This is a genomic window from Streptomyces sp. NPDC053750 (genome assembly GCF_044544295.1).
GTDB lineage: Bacteria > Actinomycetota > Actinomycetes > Streptomycetales > Streptomycetaceae > Streptomyces.
The window spans coordinates 131,863-146,633 of sequence record NZ_JBITXB010000003.1 but is presented as its reverse complement, the minus strand read 5'-3'; the positions used below and the strand labels follow the sequence as shown (position 1 = coordinate 146,633).

Below are 14,771 nucleotides of genomic sequence, written 5' to 3'. Positions count from 1 at the left end.
CGCTCGGGGCAAAGCGAGCCGTGCGCACGAGCCACTCGAAGCGCTGCGTGAGCGGGCCGCCCCCCTCCCTCACCTCACGGCGGCCTACGAGAGGCTGTGATGCCGAGCTCCGAAGTCCGGTATCCCGCGCCGAACGGGAGCCACGCACTCCAGTGCGCAGCGCTCCCATGCCACCCGACCCGAGCAAGGCCGGACAGCGCGTGAGGGCAGGGCAGGGCTGGCGCCTGCCCTGCCCTCACGTCGCCAAACGTCAGGAAACGGGGAACCAGACCGACAGGCGCTTGGCAATGGCCGGTACATCGATGTTGTCCTGCGCGACGCCCTCCACGAACGGGCCGGCAACGGAGACGGGCGGCGGGGCGGCATTGGCGCTGACGCCGTTGAACCGCAGGGAGACACGCATGGCCAGCCAGGCGGTGCGCTTGTTGCCGTCGATCAGCGCGTGATTACGGGCAACGGAGTGCAGCAGCGCCGCAGCCTTCTCGTGCAGCGTGGGATACAACTCAGCCCCGAACACGTTGGTCCGGGGCCGTTCGATCGCCGACACCAGAAGTCCCATGTCACGCACACTGTGCTCGGTACCGTTGACCGTGCGGGCGATGACCAGGATCTCGTCGATCTGGATGTAGCGCACGCCGGTCACTTCAGGTAGTCCAGGATCTCCGCATCGCTGTCCATCAGGTCGGCCAGGACGTCATCGACCTTCAGCTCGGCCCGGTCCTGGGCCTCACGGATGGCCTCGATGGCAAGCTCCTGCTTGCTGCGACCCTCCCGACGAGCCCGCTCGGTGAGCTTCGCGTCAAGGTCGTCGGGGAGCCGGAGTGTCATCGCCATACACACATGATACCTGACCGGTATCACAGTGGCGCGGTCGATTCGCATTCCTAGCAAAGCGCGGCCGAAGATGGTGGCTCGCAGCGGGGCCGGCGGAGGTGCAGCAGTGACTTCCGCTTCGAGCGTCGTCCGAGCGTCAAGATTCTCCGAACGCCCCCTCTACATGCGTCGCCCATGCAGGCACCTCGCTCACGAAACCGCAGGTCAGCAAGCCGCAAAGATCAAACCCCCGCTCGAACCGCTGCACTTCGGAAAACAGGTCGAGTACGTCCAGCCGCGTGTGAGAAACCCAGGAAACCAGCAGGTCAGAGCCCCTTCGCAGAAGGCTCCAGAATCGCCACGCACTCAACGTGCGCAGTCATCGGGAACAGATCGAACACCCGCAGCGTCCGCACCCGGTACCCCCCGTCCCGGAAGTACCCCAGATCCCGCGCCAGCGCAGCCGGATCGCAGGCCACGTACGCGATCCTCCGTGCCCCGAGCGACGACAGGTGCTGCACCGTCTTGCGTCCCGCCCCCGCGCGCGGCGGGTCCAGGACGATGAGGTCCACCTCGTCGATGCCGGTGCGCGGCAGGACCGCCTCCACCTTGCCCTGCTCGATCCGCACCCGGTCGAAGCCGGCCAGGTTGTGCCGGGCGTCCTCGACCGCGCGCTTGCCGGACTCGATGCCGAGGACGGCACCCTTGTCGCCGACCCGGTCGGCGAGAGCGCCCGCGAACAGTCCCACGCCGCAGTACAGGTCGAGGGCCATGTCGCCCTTGCGGGGCAGCAGGCCCTGCATGACCGCCTGCACCAGCGTGTCGGCCGCCTTCGGGTGGACCTGCCAGAAGCCGCCGCTGCCCACCCGGTAGGTGCGGTCGTCGGCGCGCTCGCGGACGAAGGGGCGGCCGTGGACGCGGTGGACGCCGCCGTCCTTCTCACCGACCCGCATGACCGACACCGGGCGGTCCAGTTCGACGATGGGGAGCCTCGCGCCCGGCCGGGGGGTCAGGATGACCTGCCGGTCCTGCGAACCGGTCGCCGCGATCGCCTCGACGGACTCCATGCCCGTCCAGTCCCGCCGCTCGATGCCCAGCTCGCTGACGCCCTCGGCGGCGATCATGCAGTGGTCGATCGGCTGGACCTCGTGCGAGCGGTGCTTGCGCAGACCCGCGCGGCCCTCGGCGTCGACCGCGTACTGCACGCGCGTGCGCCACGACGGGACCTGCCCTGCGGGCACCTTGTCGCCCTCGGCCGGCATCACCGTGCCGTCCCAGCCGGCCTCCTCGGGCGTGAGGCCCGCCAGGCGCCCCAGCTGCTCGGCGACGACCTCGCCCTTCAGACGGCGCTGGGCGCCCGGCTTGGCGTGCTGCCAGTCGCAGCCGCCGCAGCGGCCGGGGCCGGCGTAGGGGCATGGGGCCTCGATGCGGTCCTTGGAGGCCGAGAGGATCTCGACCGCGTCGGCGCGCAGGAAGCGTGCGCCCTCCTCGCCCTCCGTGACCCGGGCCACGACCCGCTCACCGGGCAGCGTGTGCCGGACGAACAGCACCTGCCCCTCGGACGTACGGGCGATGCAGTGGCCGCCGTGGGCGACGGGGCCGACCTCGACCTCGTACTCCTCGCCGACCAGCGACAGGGCCCGGGACTCCGCCTGCGACTTCTTCGGTTCTGCGTGCATGGCGGGATGACTCCAGAGAACGGGGACTACGAACAGAGAACGGGGACTGCGAACGGGGACCGCGAACGCCCCACGACAACAGCCGTCCAGTCTACGTCGACGACGACGAGTCCTTCGCCCGGTCGGGCTGGGCCGGACCCCGCCGGACCGCGCCGGGCGCGTTCCAGTCCTGCCGCTTGCGGGCCCGCCGCTTGGCGGCCTCGGAGGACTGGAGCTGGTACGGGACGGAGGTGACCATGACCCCAGGGGTGAACAACAACCGCCCCTTGAGGCGCAGTGCGCTCTGGTTGTGCAGCAGGTGCTCGTACCAGTGGCCCACCACGTACTCGGGGATGATCACCGAGACCGCGTCGCGCGGCGACTCCTTGCGCAGGCTCTTCACGTACTCGATGACCGGCCGCGTGATCTCGCGGTACGGCGAGTCCAGCACCTTCAGCGGTACTTCGATGCCGCGCCGCTCCCACTCCTCGCGCAGCGCCTTGGTCTCCGCCGGGTCGACGTTGACGCTGAGCGCCTCCAGGCTGTCGGAGCGCATGAGCTTGGCGTAGGCGAGGGCCCGCAGGGTCGGGCGGTGGATCTTGGAGATGAGGACGACCGAGTGGACGCGGGACGGCCGCACCATGTCGTCGCTCTGCGCCTCGGCCGGGTCCTCGGGGGCCGCGATCTCCTCGGCGACGCGGTCGTAGTGCTTGCGGATGGCCGTCATCGTCACGAAGAAGATGCACATGCCGAGCAGCGCGACCCAGGCACCGTGGGTGAACTTCGTGGCCAGGACGACGACCAGCACCAGACCGGTGAAGAAGGCACCGAAGGCGTTGATCGCCCGCGAGCGGATCATGCGGCGGCGCGCGGCCTGGTCCTTCTCCGTGGCCAGGTGGCGGTTCCAGTGGCGGACCATGCCGATCTGGCTGAGCGTGAAGGAGACGAAGACGCCGACGATGTAGAGCTGGATCAGGCGCGTCGAGTCGGCACCGTAGATGAAGACCAACAGCATCGCCGCCCCGGCGAGGAGCACGATGCCGTTGGAGAACGCCAGGCGGTCGCCGCGGGTGTGCAGCTGGCGCGGCAGGTAGCGGTCCTGGGCCAGGATCGAGCCGAGCAGCGGGAAGCCGTTGTACGCGGTGTTCGCGGCGAGGAAGAGGACCAGCGCGGTGGCCGCGGCCAGGACGATGAACAGGAAGCTGCCCTCGCCGAAGACCGCCTCGGCGACCTGCGAGATCACCGGGTGCTGCACGTAGTCCGCGCCGAGCGGGACGCCGTCGTGGAAGAGGTCCTTGGCCGGGTTCTCCGACATGCGGACGTCGGTGGCGGAGGCCAGCGCGATGATGCCGCAGAACATGGTGACGGCGAGCAGGCCCATCAGCGCCAGGGTGTTGCCCGCGTTCTTCGACTTCGGCTTGCGGAAGGCCGGGACGCCGTTGGAGATCGCCTCCACGCCGGTGAGCGCGGCACAGCCGGAGGAGAAGGCCCGCAGGAGGAGGAAGACCAGGGCGAAGCCGGCCAGGCCCCCGTGTTCCGGTTTGATCTCGTAGTCGGCCGTCGGGGCGCGCATGGTGTCGCCGAGCACGATCCCGCGGAACGCGCCCCACGCGATCATGATGAAGACGCCCGCGACGAAGACGTACGTCGGGATCGCGAACAGCGTGCCCGACTCCTTCACACCGCGCAGGTTCATCAGCGTCAGCAGCAGGATCACGGCGATCGCGCAGAGGACCTTGTGCTCGACGACGAACGGGATCGCGGAGCCGAGGTTCTCGATGCCGGAGGAGATGGAGACGGCGACGGTGAGGACGTAGTCGACGAGCAGCGCGCTCGCCACCGTGAGGCCGGCCTTCGGCCCCAGGTTGGTGTTCGCCACCTCGTAGTCGCCGCCGCCGCTCGGGTAGGCGTGCACGTTCTGCCGGTAGGAGGCGACCACGGTGAACATCAGCACGACGACCGCGACCGCGATCCAGGGGCTGAAGTGGTACGCCGACACGCCCGCGATGGACAGGACCAGCAGCACCTCGCCCGGCGCGTACGCCACGGACGACAGCGGGTCGGAGGCGAAGACGGGCAGGGCGATGCGCTTCGGCAGGAGCGTTTCCCCCAGCCGGTCACTGCGCAGTGCGCGCCCGATGAGGATCCGCTTGGGCACGTCGGTCAGTTTGGACACAACAGAGGATCGTAAGCGTTCGAACGGGCGCCCGCCCACCCGCCACCCCCGTCCCGTCCGTCGTCTGCTCTCCGGGTGAATTCGGGGGTGGGTGCGGCTGCGGATTCCGCAGGCCGGGAAGTTCGCGTGCCTATATGACAAACACCGCCCGTCTCTCCTGCCGTTGCCGCCCCTGGAGGTTCCATGCACCTGACCGCAGAGCTGATCGGGGGCGCCGCCACGCTCGTGGGCCTCGGAATCCTTGCTCTCGCCAGCATCCGCAGCATCGGCCGGAGGGGATCGTCCGCCGAGGGGTGAGACGACGCCTGCGGCCCCCGCCGTCCTGCCGATACTTTGGGTGCGCAGGACAGGGGAACCCGGCCCCCGGGCCCGGCGACGCGACCGGAGCCCGGACCGGAGACGGACCGTGGACGGAGACGGACAGGGGCCCCGGAAGGCACCACCGTCGGCGTACACCGGCATGATGTTCCCCTGCGGCCCGCACACTGGCCGCGACCTGTCGCCGGGCGAGCCGAAAGAGAGACATGAGCAGGACATTCACCAAGGCCGACGGGCCCGCAGGAAGCGCGGTGTGAGGCGATGCACATTGTCATCATGGGCTGCGGGCGTGTGGGTTCCGCGCTCGCGCAGACCCTGGAGCAGCAGGGGCACACGGTCGCGGTGATCGACCAGGACCCCACCTCGTTCCGTCGCCTGGGTTCCGCGTTCGGCGGCCGCAGGGTCACCGGCATCGGCTTCGACCAGGACACCCTGCGCGAGGCCGGCATCGAGGAGGCCGGCGCCTTCGCCGCCGTCTCCAGCGGCGACAACTCCAACATCATCGCCGCCCGCGTGGCCCGCGAGATGTTCGGCGTGGACAATGTCGCCGCCCGCATCTACGACCCTCGCCGCGCGGAGGTCTACCAGCGCCTGGGCATCCCCACGGTCGCCACCGTCCGCTGGACGGCCGACCAGATGCTGCGCCGGCTGCTGCCCTCGGGCGCCGAGCCGCTGTGGCGCGACCCCACCGGTGGTGTCCAGCTCGCCGAGGTGCACACCTCGCCCTCCTGGGTCGGCCACAAGATCAGCCGGCTCCAGGACGAGACCGGCGTGCGGGTGGCGTTCCTCACCCGGCTCGGGGAGGCCATCCTGCCCAGCTCGCAGACCGTGCTGCAGGACGGTGACCTGGTGCACGTGATGATGCGCACCGACGAGGTCCACAAGGTCGAGGCGGCGTTCGCCAAGGGTCCCGAAGAGGAGGGCGGTCACTGATGAGGGTCGCCATTGCCGGTGCCGGTGCGGTCGGCCGTTCGATCGCCGGCGAGCTGCTGGAGAACGGCCACGAGGTCCTGCTCATCGACAAGGCGCCGACCGCCATCTCGGTCGAGCGCGTCCCGATGGCGGAGTGGCTGCTCGCCGACGCGTGCGAGATCACGTCCCTGGACGAGGCGGCGCTCCAGCGCTGCAACGTCGTCATCGCCGCGACGGGCGACGACAAGGTCAACCTGGTCGTGTCCCTGCTGGCCAAGACGGAGTACGGCGTTCCGCGCGTCGTCGCCCGGGTGAACAACCCGAAGAACGAGTGGCTGTTCAACGAGTCCTGGGGCGTGGACGTCGCCGTCTCCACGCCGCGGCTGATGTCGGCCCTGGTGGAGGAGGCGGTGAGCGTCGGCGACCTGGTCCGGCTGCTGCGCTTCAGCCACGGCGACGCCAACCTGGTGGAGCTGACGCTGCCGGAGGAGTCGGCCCTGGCCGGCACCCGGCTCAGCGATGTCGAGTGGCCCCAGGACACCTCCCTGGTCACCATCATCCGCGGCGCCCGGGTGCTGACCCCATCCCGGGAGGACTCCCTCGAGGCGGGCGACGAGCTGCTGTTCGTGGCGGCGCAGGCCCGCGAGGAGCAGCTGGAGGACCTGCTGTCGGCACGGCGGCGCGACACCGCGCGCTGACGCGTCCGGAGGTACGGCAGTACGACAAGGGGGGCGCCCGGAGAGTTCCGGGCGCCCCCACCGTCGTACAGCGGTCGTGGGCCGTCAGCCCTTGCGGTGCCTGCCGCCGCGGGCGGAATCCACGACTGGCTCCGCGGCTTCGCCCTCGCGCTCGGCCTTCTCGCGCTCCGCCCGCTCCTTCTCGGCCTCCTCGGCCTTCTCCGCCGCCTCCATCTCCGCGAACACGTCGATGGGGGCCGGCGCCTTCGCCAGGAAGACCCAGGTCAGCCAGACGGCGAGCAGGAACGGCGGGATCTTGAGGATCACCAGGACCCAGCCGAGCTGCTCGGTGTCCGCCCACCAGTACAGGGGGAAGAGGATCGCGCTCTTGCCGAGCAGGATCAGGCCCCAGGCGTAGCTGGCCTTGGTGTACGCCTTCTTGCGGCCCGGGTTGCGGGTGCGCCAGGAGAGGTTCTCCTTGAAGACCGGGCCGAGGATCAGGCCGATCAGCGGCACGCCGGCCAGCGAGGTGACGATGTACGCCAGCGCCAGGCCCAGCGTGTAGAGCATGCCCGGCAGATAGAAGTTCTTGGCGTTGTCGGTCATCATCGCGAAGACGACCCCGAAGGCGACGCCGAAGACCCCGCTGAACGCGTGCTTGACGGTGTCCTTCATCGCCAGCCGGACCACGACCAGCACCAGCGACACGCCCAGTGCCGCGACCGCCGACATGTGCAGGTTGTTGTTGAGCGTGAAGATGGTGACGAAGAGCAGACCCGGGAGCACCGTCTCGACCATGCCCCGGACGCCACCGAACGCCTCGAACAGCGCGGCCTCCGTCACCGCCCGGGCGTCGCCGGCTTCCGTGTCCTGGGTGTCTTCGGTCGGCTTGTCGAGCGACGTCACCGGCTACTCCCGTCCGAGGGGTCTCAGTTCGTATTTCGGGTTGAAGAGCACCCGGCGGCCCCGGCTCATCGAGATCCGGCCCGATGCGATGAGCTTGCGCCCCGGCTCTATGCCGACGATCGAGCGTCTGCCCAGCCACACCACGTCCAGAGGGGCGGAGCCGTCGAAGAGCTCGGCCTCCAGGGCCGGGACGCCCGCACGCGGTCGCAGGGTGACCGTGCGCAAGGTACCAGTAACCGACACGATCTGCCGGTCCTGACAGTCGCAGATGCGGGTGCAGCCGGCGGTGTCGGCGTCCTCGCGCAGTTCCTCGGACTCCAGGTCCTCCTGCGACGAGGAGAGCCGGTCGAACATGCGCCGGAACCGGCCCACCGGCTTGTCGGAACGCGGAGCAGCACTCATATCTGAAGCGTACCGGGGTGCGGCAACAGCCAGGCACCCTCCCGGGCCGCGGTATCGCGAGGCTCACGTCCCGCTCACCACCCGTTCACCGCCGCTCACTTCTCGAAGCGGTACCCCATGCCGGGCTCCGTGATGAAGTGCCGCGGATGGGCGGGGTCGGCCTCCAGCTTGCGGCGCAGCTGGGCCATGTAGACCCGCAGGTAGTTCGTCTCCGTGCCGTACGACGGCCCCCAGACCTCCTGGAGCAGCTGCTTCTGGCCGACCAGGCGTCCGGTGTTGCGGACCAGCACCTCCAGCAGATGCCACTCGGTGGGGGTCAGCCGTACGTCCTTGCCATCCCGGTTCACCTTCTTCGCGGCCAGGTCGACGGTGAACTCCGCGGTGTCCACGATCACGTCGTCCTCGCCGCCCGGGACCGGCTCGGCGCGGCGGACGGCGGCGCGCAGCCGGGCCAGCAGCTCGTCCATGCCGAAGGGCTTGGTGACGTAGTCGTCGGCGCCCGCGTCCAGGGCCTCGACCTTCTCGTCGGAGGAGTGCCGGGCGGACAGCACCAGGATCGGCACCCGGGTCCAGCCCCGCAGCCCCCGGATCACCTCGACGCCGTCCATGTCGGGCAGGCCCAGGTCCAGCACCACCACGTCGGGGTGGCGGGCGGCGGCGAGCTGGAGGGCGGTGGCACCGTCGTGGGCGGCGTCGACCTCGTAGTGCCGTGCCTTGAGGTTGATCACGAGGGCACGCACGATCTGCGGCTCGTCGTCGATCACGAGCACCCGGGTCATCGAAGCGCCTGCCTTTCTGCGGTCGCGGGGTGGAGGGGCGGGGTCTGGGCGGCCCCGGGAGGCGCGGGCGCCCCCGGAGCCGATCCCGCCGCGCGGAGGGTGAGGACCATGGTGAGGCCGCCGCCGGGCGTGTCCTCGGCGTTCAGGGTGCCGCCCATCGCCTCCACGAAGCCCCGGGCCACGGCCAGGCCGAGCCCCACGCCGGCTCCGCGCGGGGCGTCACCGTAGCGTTGGAAGGGTTCGAAGATGCGGTCCTTGGCGTCGTCCGGCACGCCCGGCCCCCGGTCGACGACCCGCACCTCGACGCGGTCCGCGAGGGCGCTGCCGGCCACCAGGACGGCCCGGCCGGCCGGGCTGTACTTGACGGCGTTCTCCACGAGGTTGGCCATCGCCCGTTCCAGCAGCCCCGCGTCCACGGCGACCATGGGCAGCGTCTCGGGCACGTCGAGCTCCACGCTCCCCTCGGGCACCCCCCCGAGGGCCATCGGCACCACCTCGTCGACGTCGATCTCGCGGATCAGCGGGGTGACCGTGCCGGTCTGGAGGCGGGACATGTCGAGCAGGTTGCCGACGAGGTGGTCGAGCCGGTCGGCGCCCTCCTCGATGCCCTCCAGCAGCTCCGCCTGGTCCTCCTCCGACCAGGCCACGTCGTCGGACCTCAGGCTGGTGACGGCCGCCTTGATCCCGGCCAGCGGCGTCCGCAGGTCGTGGCTGACGGCGGCCAGCAGGGCCGTACGGATGCGGTTGCCCTCGGCCAGCGCGCGGGCCCGGTCGGCCTCCTCGCGCAGGCGGCGCCGGTCCAGTACGACGGCGGCCTGGGCGGCGAAGGCGGCGAGCACCCGGCGGTCCTCGGCGGGCAGCACCCGGCCGGTCAGGGCGAGGGCCATGTGGTCCCCGACCGGCATGTCCACGTCCGCGTCCTCGGGGCGGTCCACGGGCGGACCGGTGCCGGCCCGTCCGGCACAGGTCCAGGGCGCCACGTCGCTCTCCCGCTCCAGCAGGGCGGCCGACTCCATGCCGAAGGTCTCGCGGACCCGTTCCAGCAGGGTCTCCAGGCTGGTCTCGCCGCGCAGGACGTCGCCGGCCAGGAAGGAGAGGATCTCCGACTCGGCGCGCAGCCGGGCGGCCTGGTGGGTGCGGCGGGCCGCGACGTCGACGACCGAGGCCACGGAGAGCGCGACGCCGACGAATATGGCGAGCGCAAGTATGTTCCTCGGGTCGGCGATGGTGATCCGGTTGACCGGCGGTGTGAAGAACCAGTTCAGCAGCAGGGACCCGACCGCCGCCGAGGCGAGCGCCGGGTACAGCCCGCCGAGCAGGGCCGCGGCCACGGTCAGCGCCAGGTAGAGCAGGACGTCGTTGGCGAGCCCGAGGTGGACGGTGTTGAGCAGCAGCGTCAGCACCACCGGCCCGCCCAGGCCCACGAGCCAGCCCCACAGGAGCCGGGAGCGTCCCAGGCGCGCGCTCCTGGCCACCGGGAGTCCGCGTCCCTTGGCGACCTCCTCGTGGGTGACGATGTGGACGTCCAGGTCGGGACCGGACTCGCGGGCCACCGTGGCGCCGACGCCGGGGCCGAAGACGTACTGCCAGGCCTTGCGGCGCGAGGAGCCGAGGACGATCTGGGTGGCGTTGACGCCGCGCGCGAAGTCGAGCAGGGCGGCCGGGATGTCGTCGCCGAGCACGTGGTGGAAGGTGCCGCCGAGGTCCTCGACCAGGGGGCGCTGCACGGCGAGTTCCTTCGGGGAGGCGGAGGTCAGCCCGTCGCTGCGGGCTATGTACACGGCCAGCACCTCGCCGCCGGCGCCCTTCTCCGCGAGGCGCGCGGCCCGCCGTATCAGCGTCCGGCCCTCGGGGCCGCCGGTCAGGCCGACCACGATCCGCTCGCGCGAGCCCCAGATCTTGGACACCCGGTGCTCGCTGCGGTACTGCTGCAGGTACTCGTCGGCGCGGTCGGCGACCCACAGCAGGGCCAGCTCGCGCAGGGCGGTCAGGTTGCCGGGGCGGAAGTAGTTGGACAGGGCGGCGTCGACCTTGTCCGGCTGGTAGATGTTGCCGTGGGCCATGCGCCGGCGCAGCGCCTGCGGGGACATGTCCACCAGTTCGATCTGGTCCGCGCGCCGCACCACCTCGTCCGGCACGGTCTCCTGCTGCCGTACGCCCGTGATGGACTCCACCACGTCGCCGAGCGACTCCAGGTGCTGGATGTTGACGGTCGAGATCACGTCGATGCCGGCGGCCAGCAGCTCCTCCACGTCCTGCCAGCGCTTGGCGTTGCGGGAGCCGGGGACGTTGGTGTGGGCGAGCTCGTCCACCAGCGCCACCCGGGGCGCGCGGACCAGCACCGCGTCCAGGTCCAGCTCGGTGAAGACCGCGCCGCGGTGCACCAGCTCCCGGCGCGGCACCTGCTCCAGGCCGTGCAGCAGTACCTCGGTGCGCGACCTGCCGTGGTGCTCGACGAACGCCACGACGCAGTCGGTGCCCCGCTCCATGCGGCGGTGCGCCTCGGAGAGCATCGCGTACGTCTTGCCGACGCCCGGCGCCGCGCCGAGATAGATCCGAAGTGTGCCGCGTCCCATGGCCTCATTGTCTTCCGGTCACCGCTGACTGCGCAGCGTCGACCCTACGGCCCACAATCACGGCAAAACGGGGCGGGGCGCGGATGCCGGTCCTCTTTGACGCAACTCTGACGCCCGCGGCGTCACTGCTCGACGATCTCCCCGTCCCGCAGCTCCAGCACCCGGTCGGCGAGGTCCAGCAGGGTGGCGTCGTGGGTGGCGACCAGGGCGGTGACGCGCTCACTGCGGACGACGGCCCGCAGCAGCTCCATCACGGCGTGCCCGGTCTCGGCGTCCAGCTGGCCGGTGGGCTCGTCGGCGACGAGCAGGGCGGGGTTGTTGGCGAGGGCGCGGGCGATGGCGACGCGCTGCTGCTGGCCGCCGGAGAGCTCGCCGGGGCGCTGGGCGGCGTGGTCGGCGAGACCGACCAGGGAGAGCAGCAGCTCGACGCGCTCCTCGCGTTCGCGCGGTGCCGTCCGGCGCAGCCGCATCGGCACGCCCACGTTCTCGGCGGCCGTGAGGATCGGGATGAGCCCGAAGGACTGGAAGACGAAGCCGATGCGGTCCCGGCGCAGCGCGAGCAGCCCGTCCTCGTCCAGCTCGCCCAGGTCCCGGCCGTCGACCTCGACCCGCCCGGCATCGGGTACGTCGAGACCGCCGACGATGTTGAGCAGCGTGGTCTTCCCGGACCCGGAGCGTCCCTTGAGGGCGACGAGTTCGCCCCGCGGCACCGCGAAGGAGACGCCGCGCAGGGCGTGTACGGCACCGGTGCCGTGGCCGTACGACTTGTGCACGTCCCGGACGCCCACCATGGTCTCGGTGACCACCTGACTCATGTGCCCTCCCCCGCCGTGAACCGGGCGCCAGTATGTCCGCCGGGCGCCACGGCGTTCAACGGTCCGGCCGCGATTCCCACGCCGCGCCGTCCGTCGCCGACCCGGCGGACGGACCCGTCGGCCGGGTGGCTCGCACAGGAGGGAGCTCGGGGCCCGCACGGAGAAGCGTCTCTGCGCCCCCGCCCGTCGGCTCCGGCGGCTGTCGGCGTCCCCACCGGGTGTCGGCCTCGGGCACGGCAGAGGGCCGCGCCCCCGGTGGAGCGCGGCCCTCCTCCCGCACCTGCGCCTCTCGCGCACACGCACGGAGATCCGTACGGAGTCTCTGCCTACCGGACCTCGGTGATCTCCGGTCCACGCTGGAGCTGGCCCATGCCGCCGGCGAAGCGGGAGCTCTCCTCCTGCTGGACGCCCTCGGGGACCATCTGCGCGTCGTTCGGCAGCTTGAGGACGATCGGGTCCCGGGGGGCCATCGGTCCGTCACCACGGACCACGACCGTGTCCCGGAAGATCTGCTCCAGCAGACCGGCGGCCTGCGGCTGCACCGCGCCCTGGCCGGAGATCACGCCGCGCAGGAACCAGCGGGGGCCGTCGACACCGACGAACCGCACGACCTGGAAGCCACTCGTGCCGTCCGGCAGCTGCACCGGCACCTGGGCCCGCAGCTCCCAGCCCAGCGGACCCTCGACCTCGTCGATGATGCCGCCCTGCTGGGTGATGCCGGAGCCGATCTCCTCGCGCACCTCGCTCCAGATGCCCTCGCGCTTGGGTGCGGCGAAGCCCTGCAGCTGGATGGCGCTGTCGCGCAGCACCACGGTCGCGGCGACGATCGCGTCGCCCGCGACCTCCACGCGCAGTTCCATGCCCTCGACCCCGGGGACGAACAGACCGCCCAGGTCCACCCGGCCCTCGCCCGGCTCCCGGACCTCGCTGCTGTCCCAGGGCCCGTCGGGCCGCGGTTCGGGTTCGAGCCGCACGCGCTCGCGCTCTTCGTCCGCCTCGGTGTCGACGCTGTCGACGACCTGCTCGGTCTCGCCGGCCGCGTCCTCGGCGGCATCCCTCTTCTTGCGACGTCCGAACACGTCACTGTCCTTCCCGGTCGGATACGACCGAAGCGTATCGATTCCCACCCGTCGGGCCGCCCTCGGCGACCTGACCGCTTGTGCCGCTTGCCCGGTCCGATCCGGCGTGGCCGCCGGTGGACCCGAAGCCCCCCTCGGCCCGCGCCGAGTCGGGAAGCTCCGCGACCTGACGGAAGCGGACCCTCTCGACCTGCTGGACGACCAGTTGGGCAATCCGGTCGAAGCGCTCGAACCGCACGCTCTCGCGCGGGTCGAGATTCACCACGATCACCTTGATCTCCCCACGGTACCCGGCATCAATCGTCCCCGGGGCATTCACGAGGGCGACACCGCAGCGGGCGGCAAGACCGGAACGTGGGTGCACGAAGGCCGCGTACCCCTCGGGGAGCGCCACAGACACACCCGTGGGCAGTACGGCGCGCTCGCCGGGCGCCAGCTCGCAGTCGACGGTGGTGCGCAGGTCGGCGCCCGCGTCGCCGGGCTGCGCGTACGCCGGGAGCGGTACGTCGGGATCGACGCGGCGGATCAGCACCTCGAGCTCGGCGCGGCTCACGGGTTCACCTCGAAGGCGCGGGCGCGGCGGAGCTGGTCGGGGTCGTCCATGGCGGCGCGGATCTCCTCCTCGCGGCCGTGGTTCACGAAGTGATCGACCTTGACCTCGATGAAGAGGGCGTCCGCGCGCACGGCCACGGGCCCGTCGGGGCCGCCGATCCGGCCGGTGGCGGTGGAGTAGATCTTCCGGCCGGCCACGGCCGTCACCTCGGCCTCCAGGTGGAGCTTGGTGTCGACGGGCACCGGCCGCAGGAAGTCGGTCTCCAGCCGTCCGGTCACCGCGATCGTGCGCAGCAGCCAGTTCAGCGAGCCGAGGGTCTCGTCCAGGGCGGTGGCCAGCACGCCACCGTGCGCCAGGCCGGGAGCACCCTGGTGGGCGGGTTGCACGGTGAACTCGGCGGTGATCGACACGCCTTCACCGGCCCGCGCCTGGAGGTGCAGTCCGTGGGGCTGGTCGCCGCCGCAGCCGAAGCACTGTCCGTAGTGCGCGCCGAGCAGTTCGCCGGGGGCGGGCGCGTCGGGATGCCGGACGGGTTTCACGGCGTCGGCGGGAGGCTGAAGACCTGCGGAAGTACCACTCACAGGCGCAGACCTTACCCGCGCGTCGGCCGAACACCGATACCGTGCCAAGCTTGGTCCATGCAGCTCTCCACCGCCCCGTACGAAGAACGCCTCACCGCGCCCCGCTCCTGGTGGCTGGTCTCCTTCCTGGTGGGGCTGTCGTTCGCCCTGATGCTGTTGCCCCTCGGCACGCTGCCGATGCTCGGCGGGCTGGCCGGCGGGACGGCGGTGGCGGCGGTGGCGGCCAGTTCGTACGGCGCGGTGCGCATCCGGGTCGTGGGCGGCTCGCTGATCGCGGGCGAGGCGAAGGTGCCGGTTTCGGCCCTGGGCGAGGCGGAGATCCTCGACCCGGAGGAGGCCCGCGCCTGGCGCACCCACAAGGCCGACACCCGCGCCTTCCTGCTGCTGCGCGCCTACATCCCCCGGGCCGTGCGCGTCGTGGTCACCGATCCCGAGGACCCGACTCCGTACCTGTACCTGTCGACCCGCGAGCCCGAGCGGCTGGTGGAGGCCCTGCGCGCGGCGCAGGCCGCGGCGTAGCGCACCC

At 71.4% G+C, this 14,771-nt stretch carries 15 protein-coding genes; 3 read left to right on the top strand and 12 right to left on the bottom strand.

Annotation, left to right across the window (positions count from 1 at the left end):
* Window positions 1-250: 250 nt before the first annotated feature.
* The 4 genes from ACIGO6_RS10200 to ACIGO6_RS10185 form a co-directional block, all read right to left on the bottom strand.
* The gene (locus tag ACIGO6_RS10200; protein WP_399873961.1) at window positions 251-643 is read right to left on the bottom strand and encodes a type II toxin-antitoxin system death-on-curing family toxin; all 393 of its coding nucleotides are present in this window, start codon (window positions 641-643) and stop codon (window positions 251-253) included.
* Window positions 640-834: a ribbon-helix-helix protein, CopG family gene (locus ACIGO6_RS10195; protein WP_399873958.1), complete on the bottom strand. Its 195-nt coding sequence runs from the start codon at window positions 832-834 to the stop codon at window positions 640-642. The genes ACIGO6_RS10200 and ACIGO6_RS10195 overlap by 4 nt, the downstream gene beginning before the upstream one ends.
* Window positions 835-1,139: 305 nt before the next feature.
* Window positions 1,140-2,492 (bottom strand): class I SAM-dependent RNA methyltransferase, encoded by a 1,353-nt coding sequence (locus ACIGO6_RS10190; protein ID WP_399873955.1) that lies wholly within the window; start codon window positions 2,490-2,492, stop codon window positions 1,140-1,142.
* A 91-nt stretch (window positions 2,493-2,583) separates the two neighbouring features.
* A complete protein-coding gene (locus tag ACIGO6_RS10185) occupies window positions 2,584-4,647 on the bottom strand; it encodes an APC family permease (RefSeq protein WP_399873953.1) in 2,064 nt (687 codons plus the stop codon).
* Window positions 4,648-5,226: 579 nt separating this feature from the next.
* Here ACIGO6_RS10185 and ACIGO6_RS10180 point away from each other — a divergent pair.
* Window positions 5,227-5,898, top strand: coding sequence for a potassium channel family protein (locus tag ACIGO6_RS10180; RefSeq protein ID WP_399873951.1), 672 nt, complete (start codon window positions 5,227-5,229; stop codon window positions 5,896-5,898).
* Complete coding sequence (locus ACIGO6_RS10175) at window positions 5,898-6,575, top strand: potassium channel family protein (RefSeq protein ID WP_399873949.1); 678 nt, start codon at window positions 5,898-5,900, stop codon at window positions 6,573-6,575. Before ACIGO6_RS10180 ends, ACIGO6_RS10175 begins: the two co-directional genes overlap by 1 nt.
* 84 nt (window positions 6,576-6,659) lie before the next feature.
* On the opposite strand, the gene ACIGO6_RS10170 is transcribed toward ACIGO6_RS10175, so the two are convergent.
* From ACIGO6_RS10170 to ACIGO6_RS10135, 8 genes are all read right to left on the bottom strand, one after another.
* Complete coding sequence (locus tag ACIGO6_RS10170) at window positions 6,660-7,460, bottom strand: DUF3159 domain-containing protein (RefSeq protein WP_399873946.1); 801 nt, start codon at window positions 7,458-7,460, stop codon at window positions 6,660-6,662.
* A 3-nt stretch (window positions 7,461-7,463) separates the two neighbouring features.
* Window positions 7,464-7,862, bottom strand: a complete 399-nt coding sequence (locus ACIGO6_RS10165) for an OB-fold nucleic acid binding domain-containing protein (RefSeq protein WP_399873943.1) — start codon at window positions 7,860-7,862, stop codon at window positions 7,464-7,466.
* Window positions 7,863-7,957: 95 nt separating this feature from the next.
* A complete protein-coding gene (locus tag ACIGO6_RS10160) occupies window positions 7,958-8,641 on the bottom strand; it encodes a response regulator (protein WP_399873940.1) in 684 nt (227 codons plus the stop codon).
* A complete protein-coding gene (locus ACIGO6_RS10155) occupies window positions 8,638-11,217 on the bottom strand; it encodes an ATP-binding protein (protein ID WP_399873937.1) in 2,580 nt (859 codons plus the stop codon). Before ACIGO6_RS10155 ends, ACIGO6_RS10160 begins: the two co-directional genes overlap by 4 nt.
* Window positions 11,218-11,339: 122 nt before the next feature.
* Window positions 11,340-12,032, bottom strand: a complete 693-nt coding sequence (locus tag ACIGO6_RS10150; protein ID WP_399873935.1) for an ABC transporter ATP-binding protein — start codon at window positions 12,030-12,032, stop codon at window positions 11,340-11,342.
* Window positions 12,033-12,358: 326 nt separating this feature from the next.
* Window positions 12,359-13,111, bottom strand: coding sequence for a DUF3710 domain-containing protein (locus ACIGO6_RS10145; RefSeq protein WP_399873932.1), 753 nt, complete (start codon window positions 13,109-13,111; stop codon window positions 12,359-12,361).
* Between the two features lies 1 nt (window position 13,112).
* Window positions 13,113-13,664: a dUTP diphosphatase gene (gene dut / locus ACIGO6_RS10140; protein ID WP_399873930.1), complete on the bottom strand. Its 552-nt coding sequence runs from the start codon at window positions 13,662-13,664 to the stop codon at window positions 13,113-13,115.
* The gene (locus ACIGO6_RS10135; RefSeq protein ID WP_399873927.1) at window positions 13,661-14,245 is read right to left on the bottom strand and encodes a PaaI family thioesterase; all 585 of its coding nucleotides are present in this window, start codon (window positions 14,243-14,245) and stop codon (window positions 13,661-13,663) included. Before ACIGO6_RS10135 ends, dut begins: the two co-directional genes overlap by 4 nt.
* Before the next feature lie 57 nt (window positions 14,246-14,302).
* On the opposite strand from ACIGO6_RS10135, the gene ACIGO6_RS10130 reads away from it, so the two are divergent.
* Window positions 14,303-14,764, top strand: coding sequence for a DUF3093 domain-containing protein (locus ACIGO6_RS10130; protein ID WP_399873924.1), 462 nt, complete (start codon window positions 14,303-14,305; stop codon window positions 14,762-14,764).
* Window positions 14,765-14,771 lie beyond the last annotated feature (7 nt).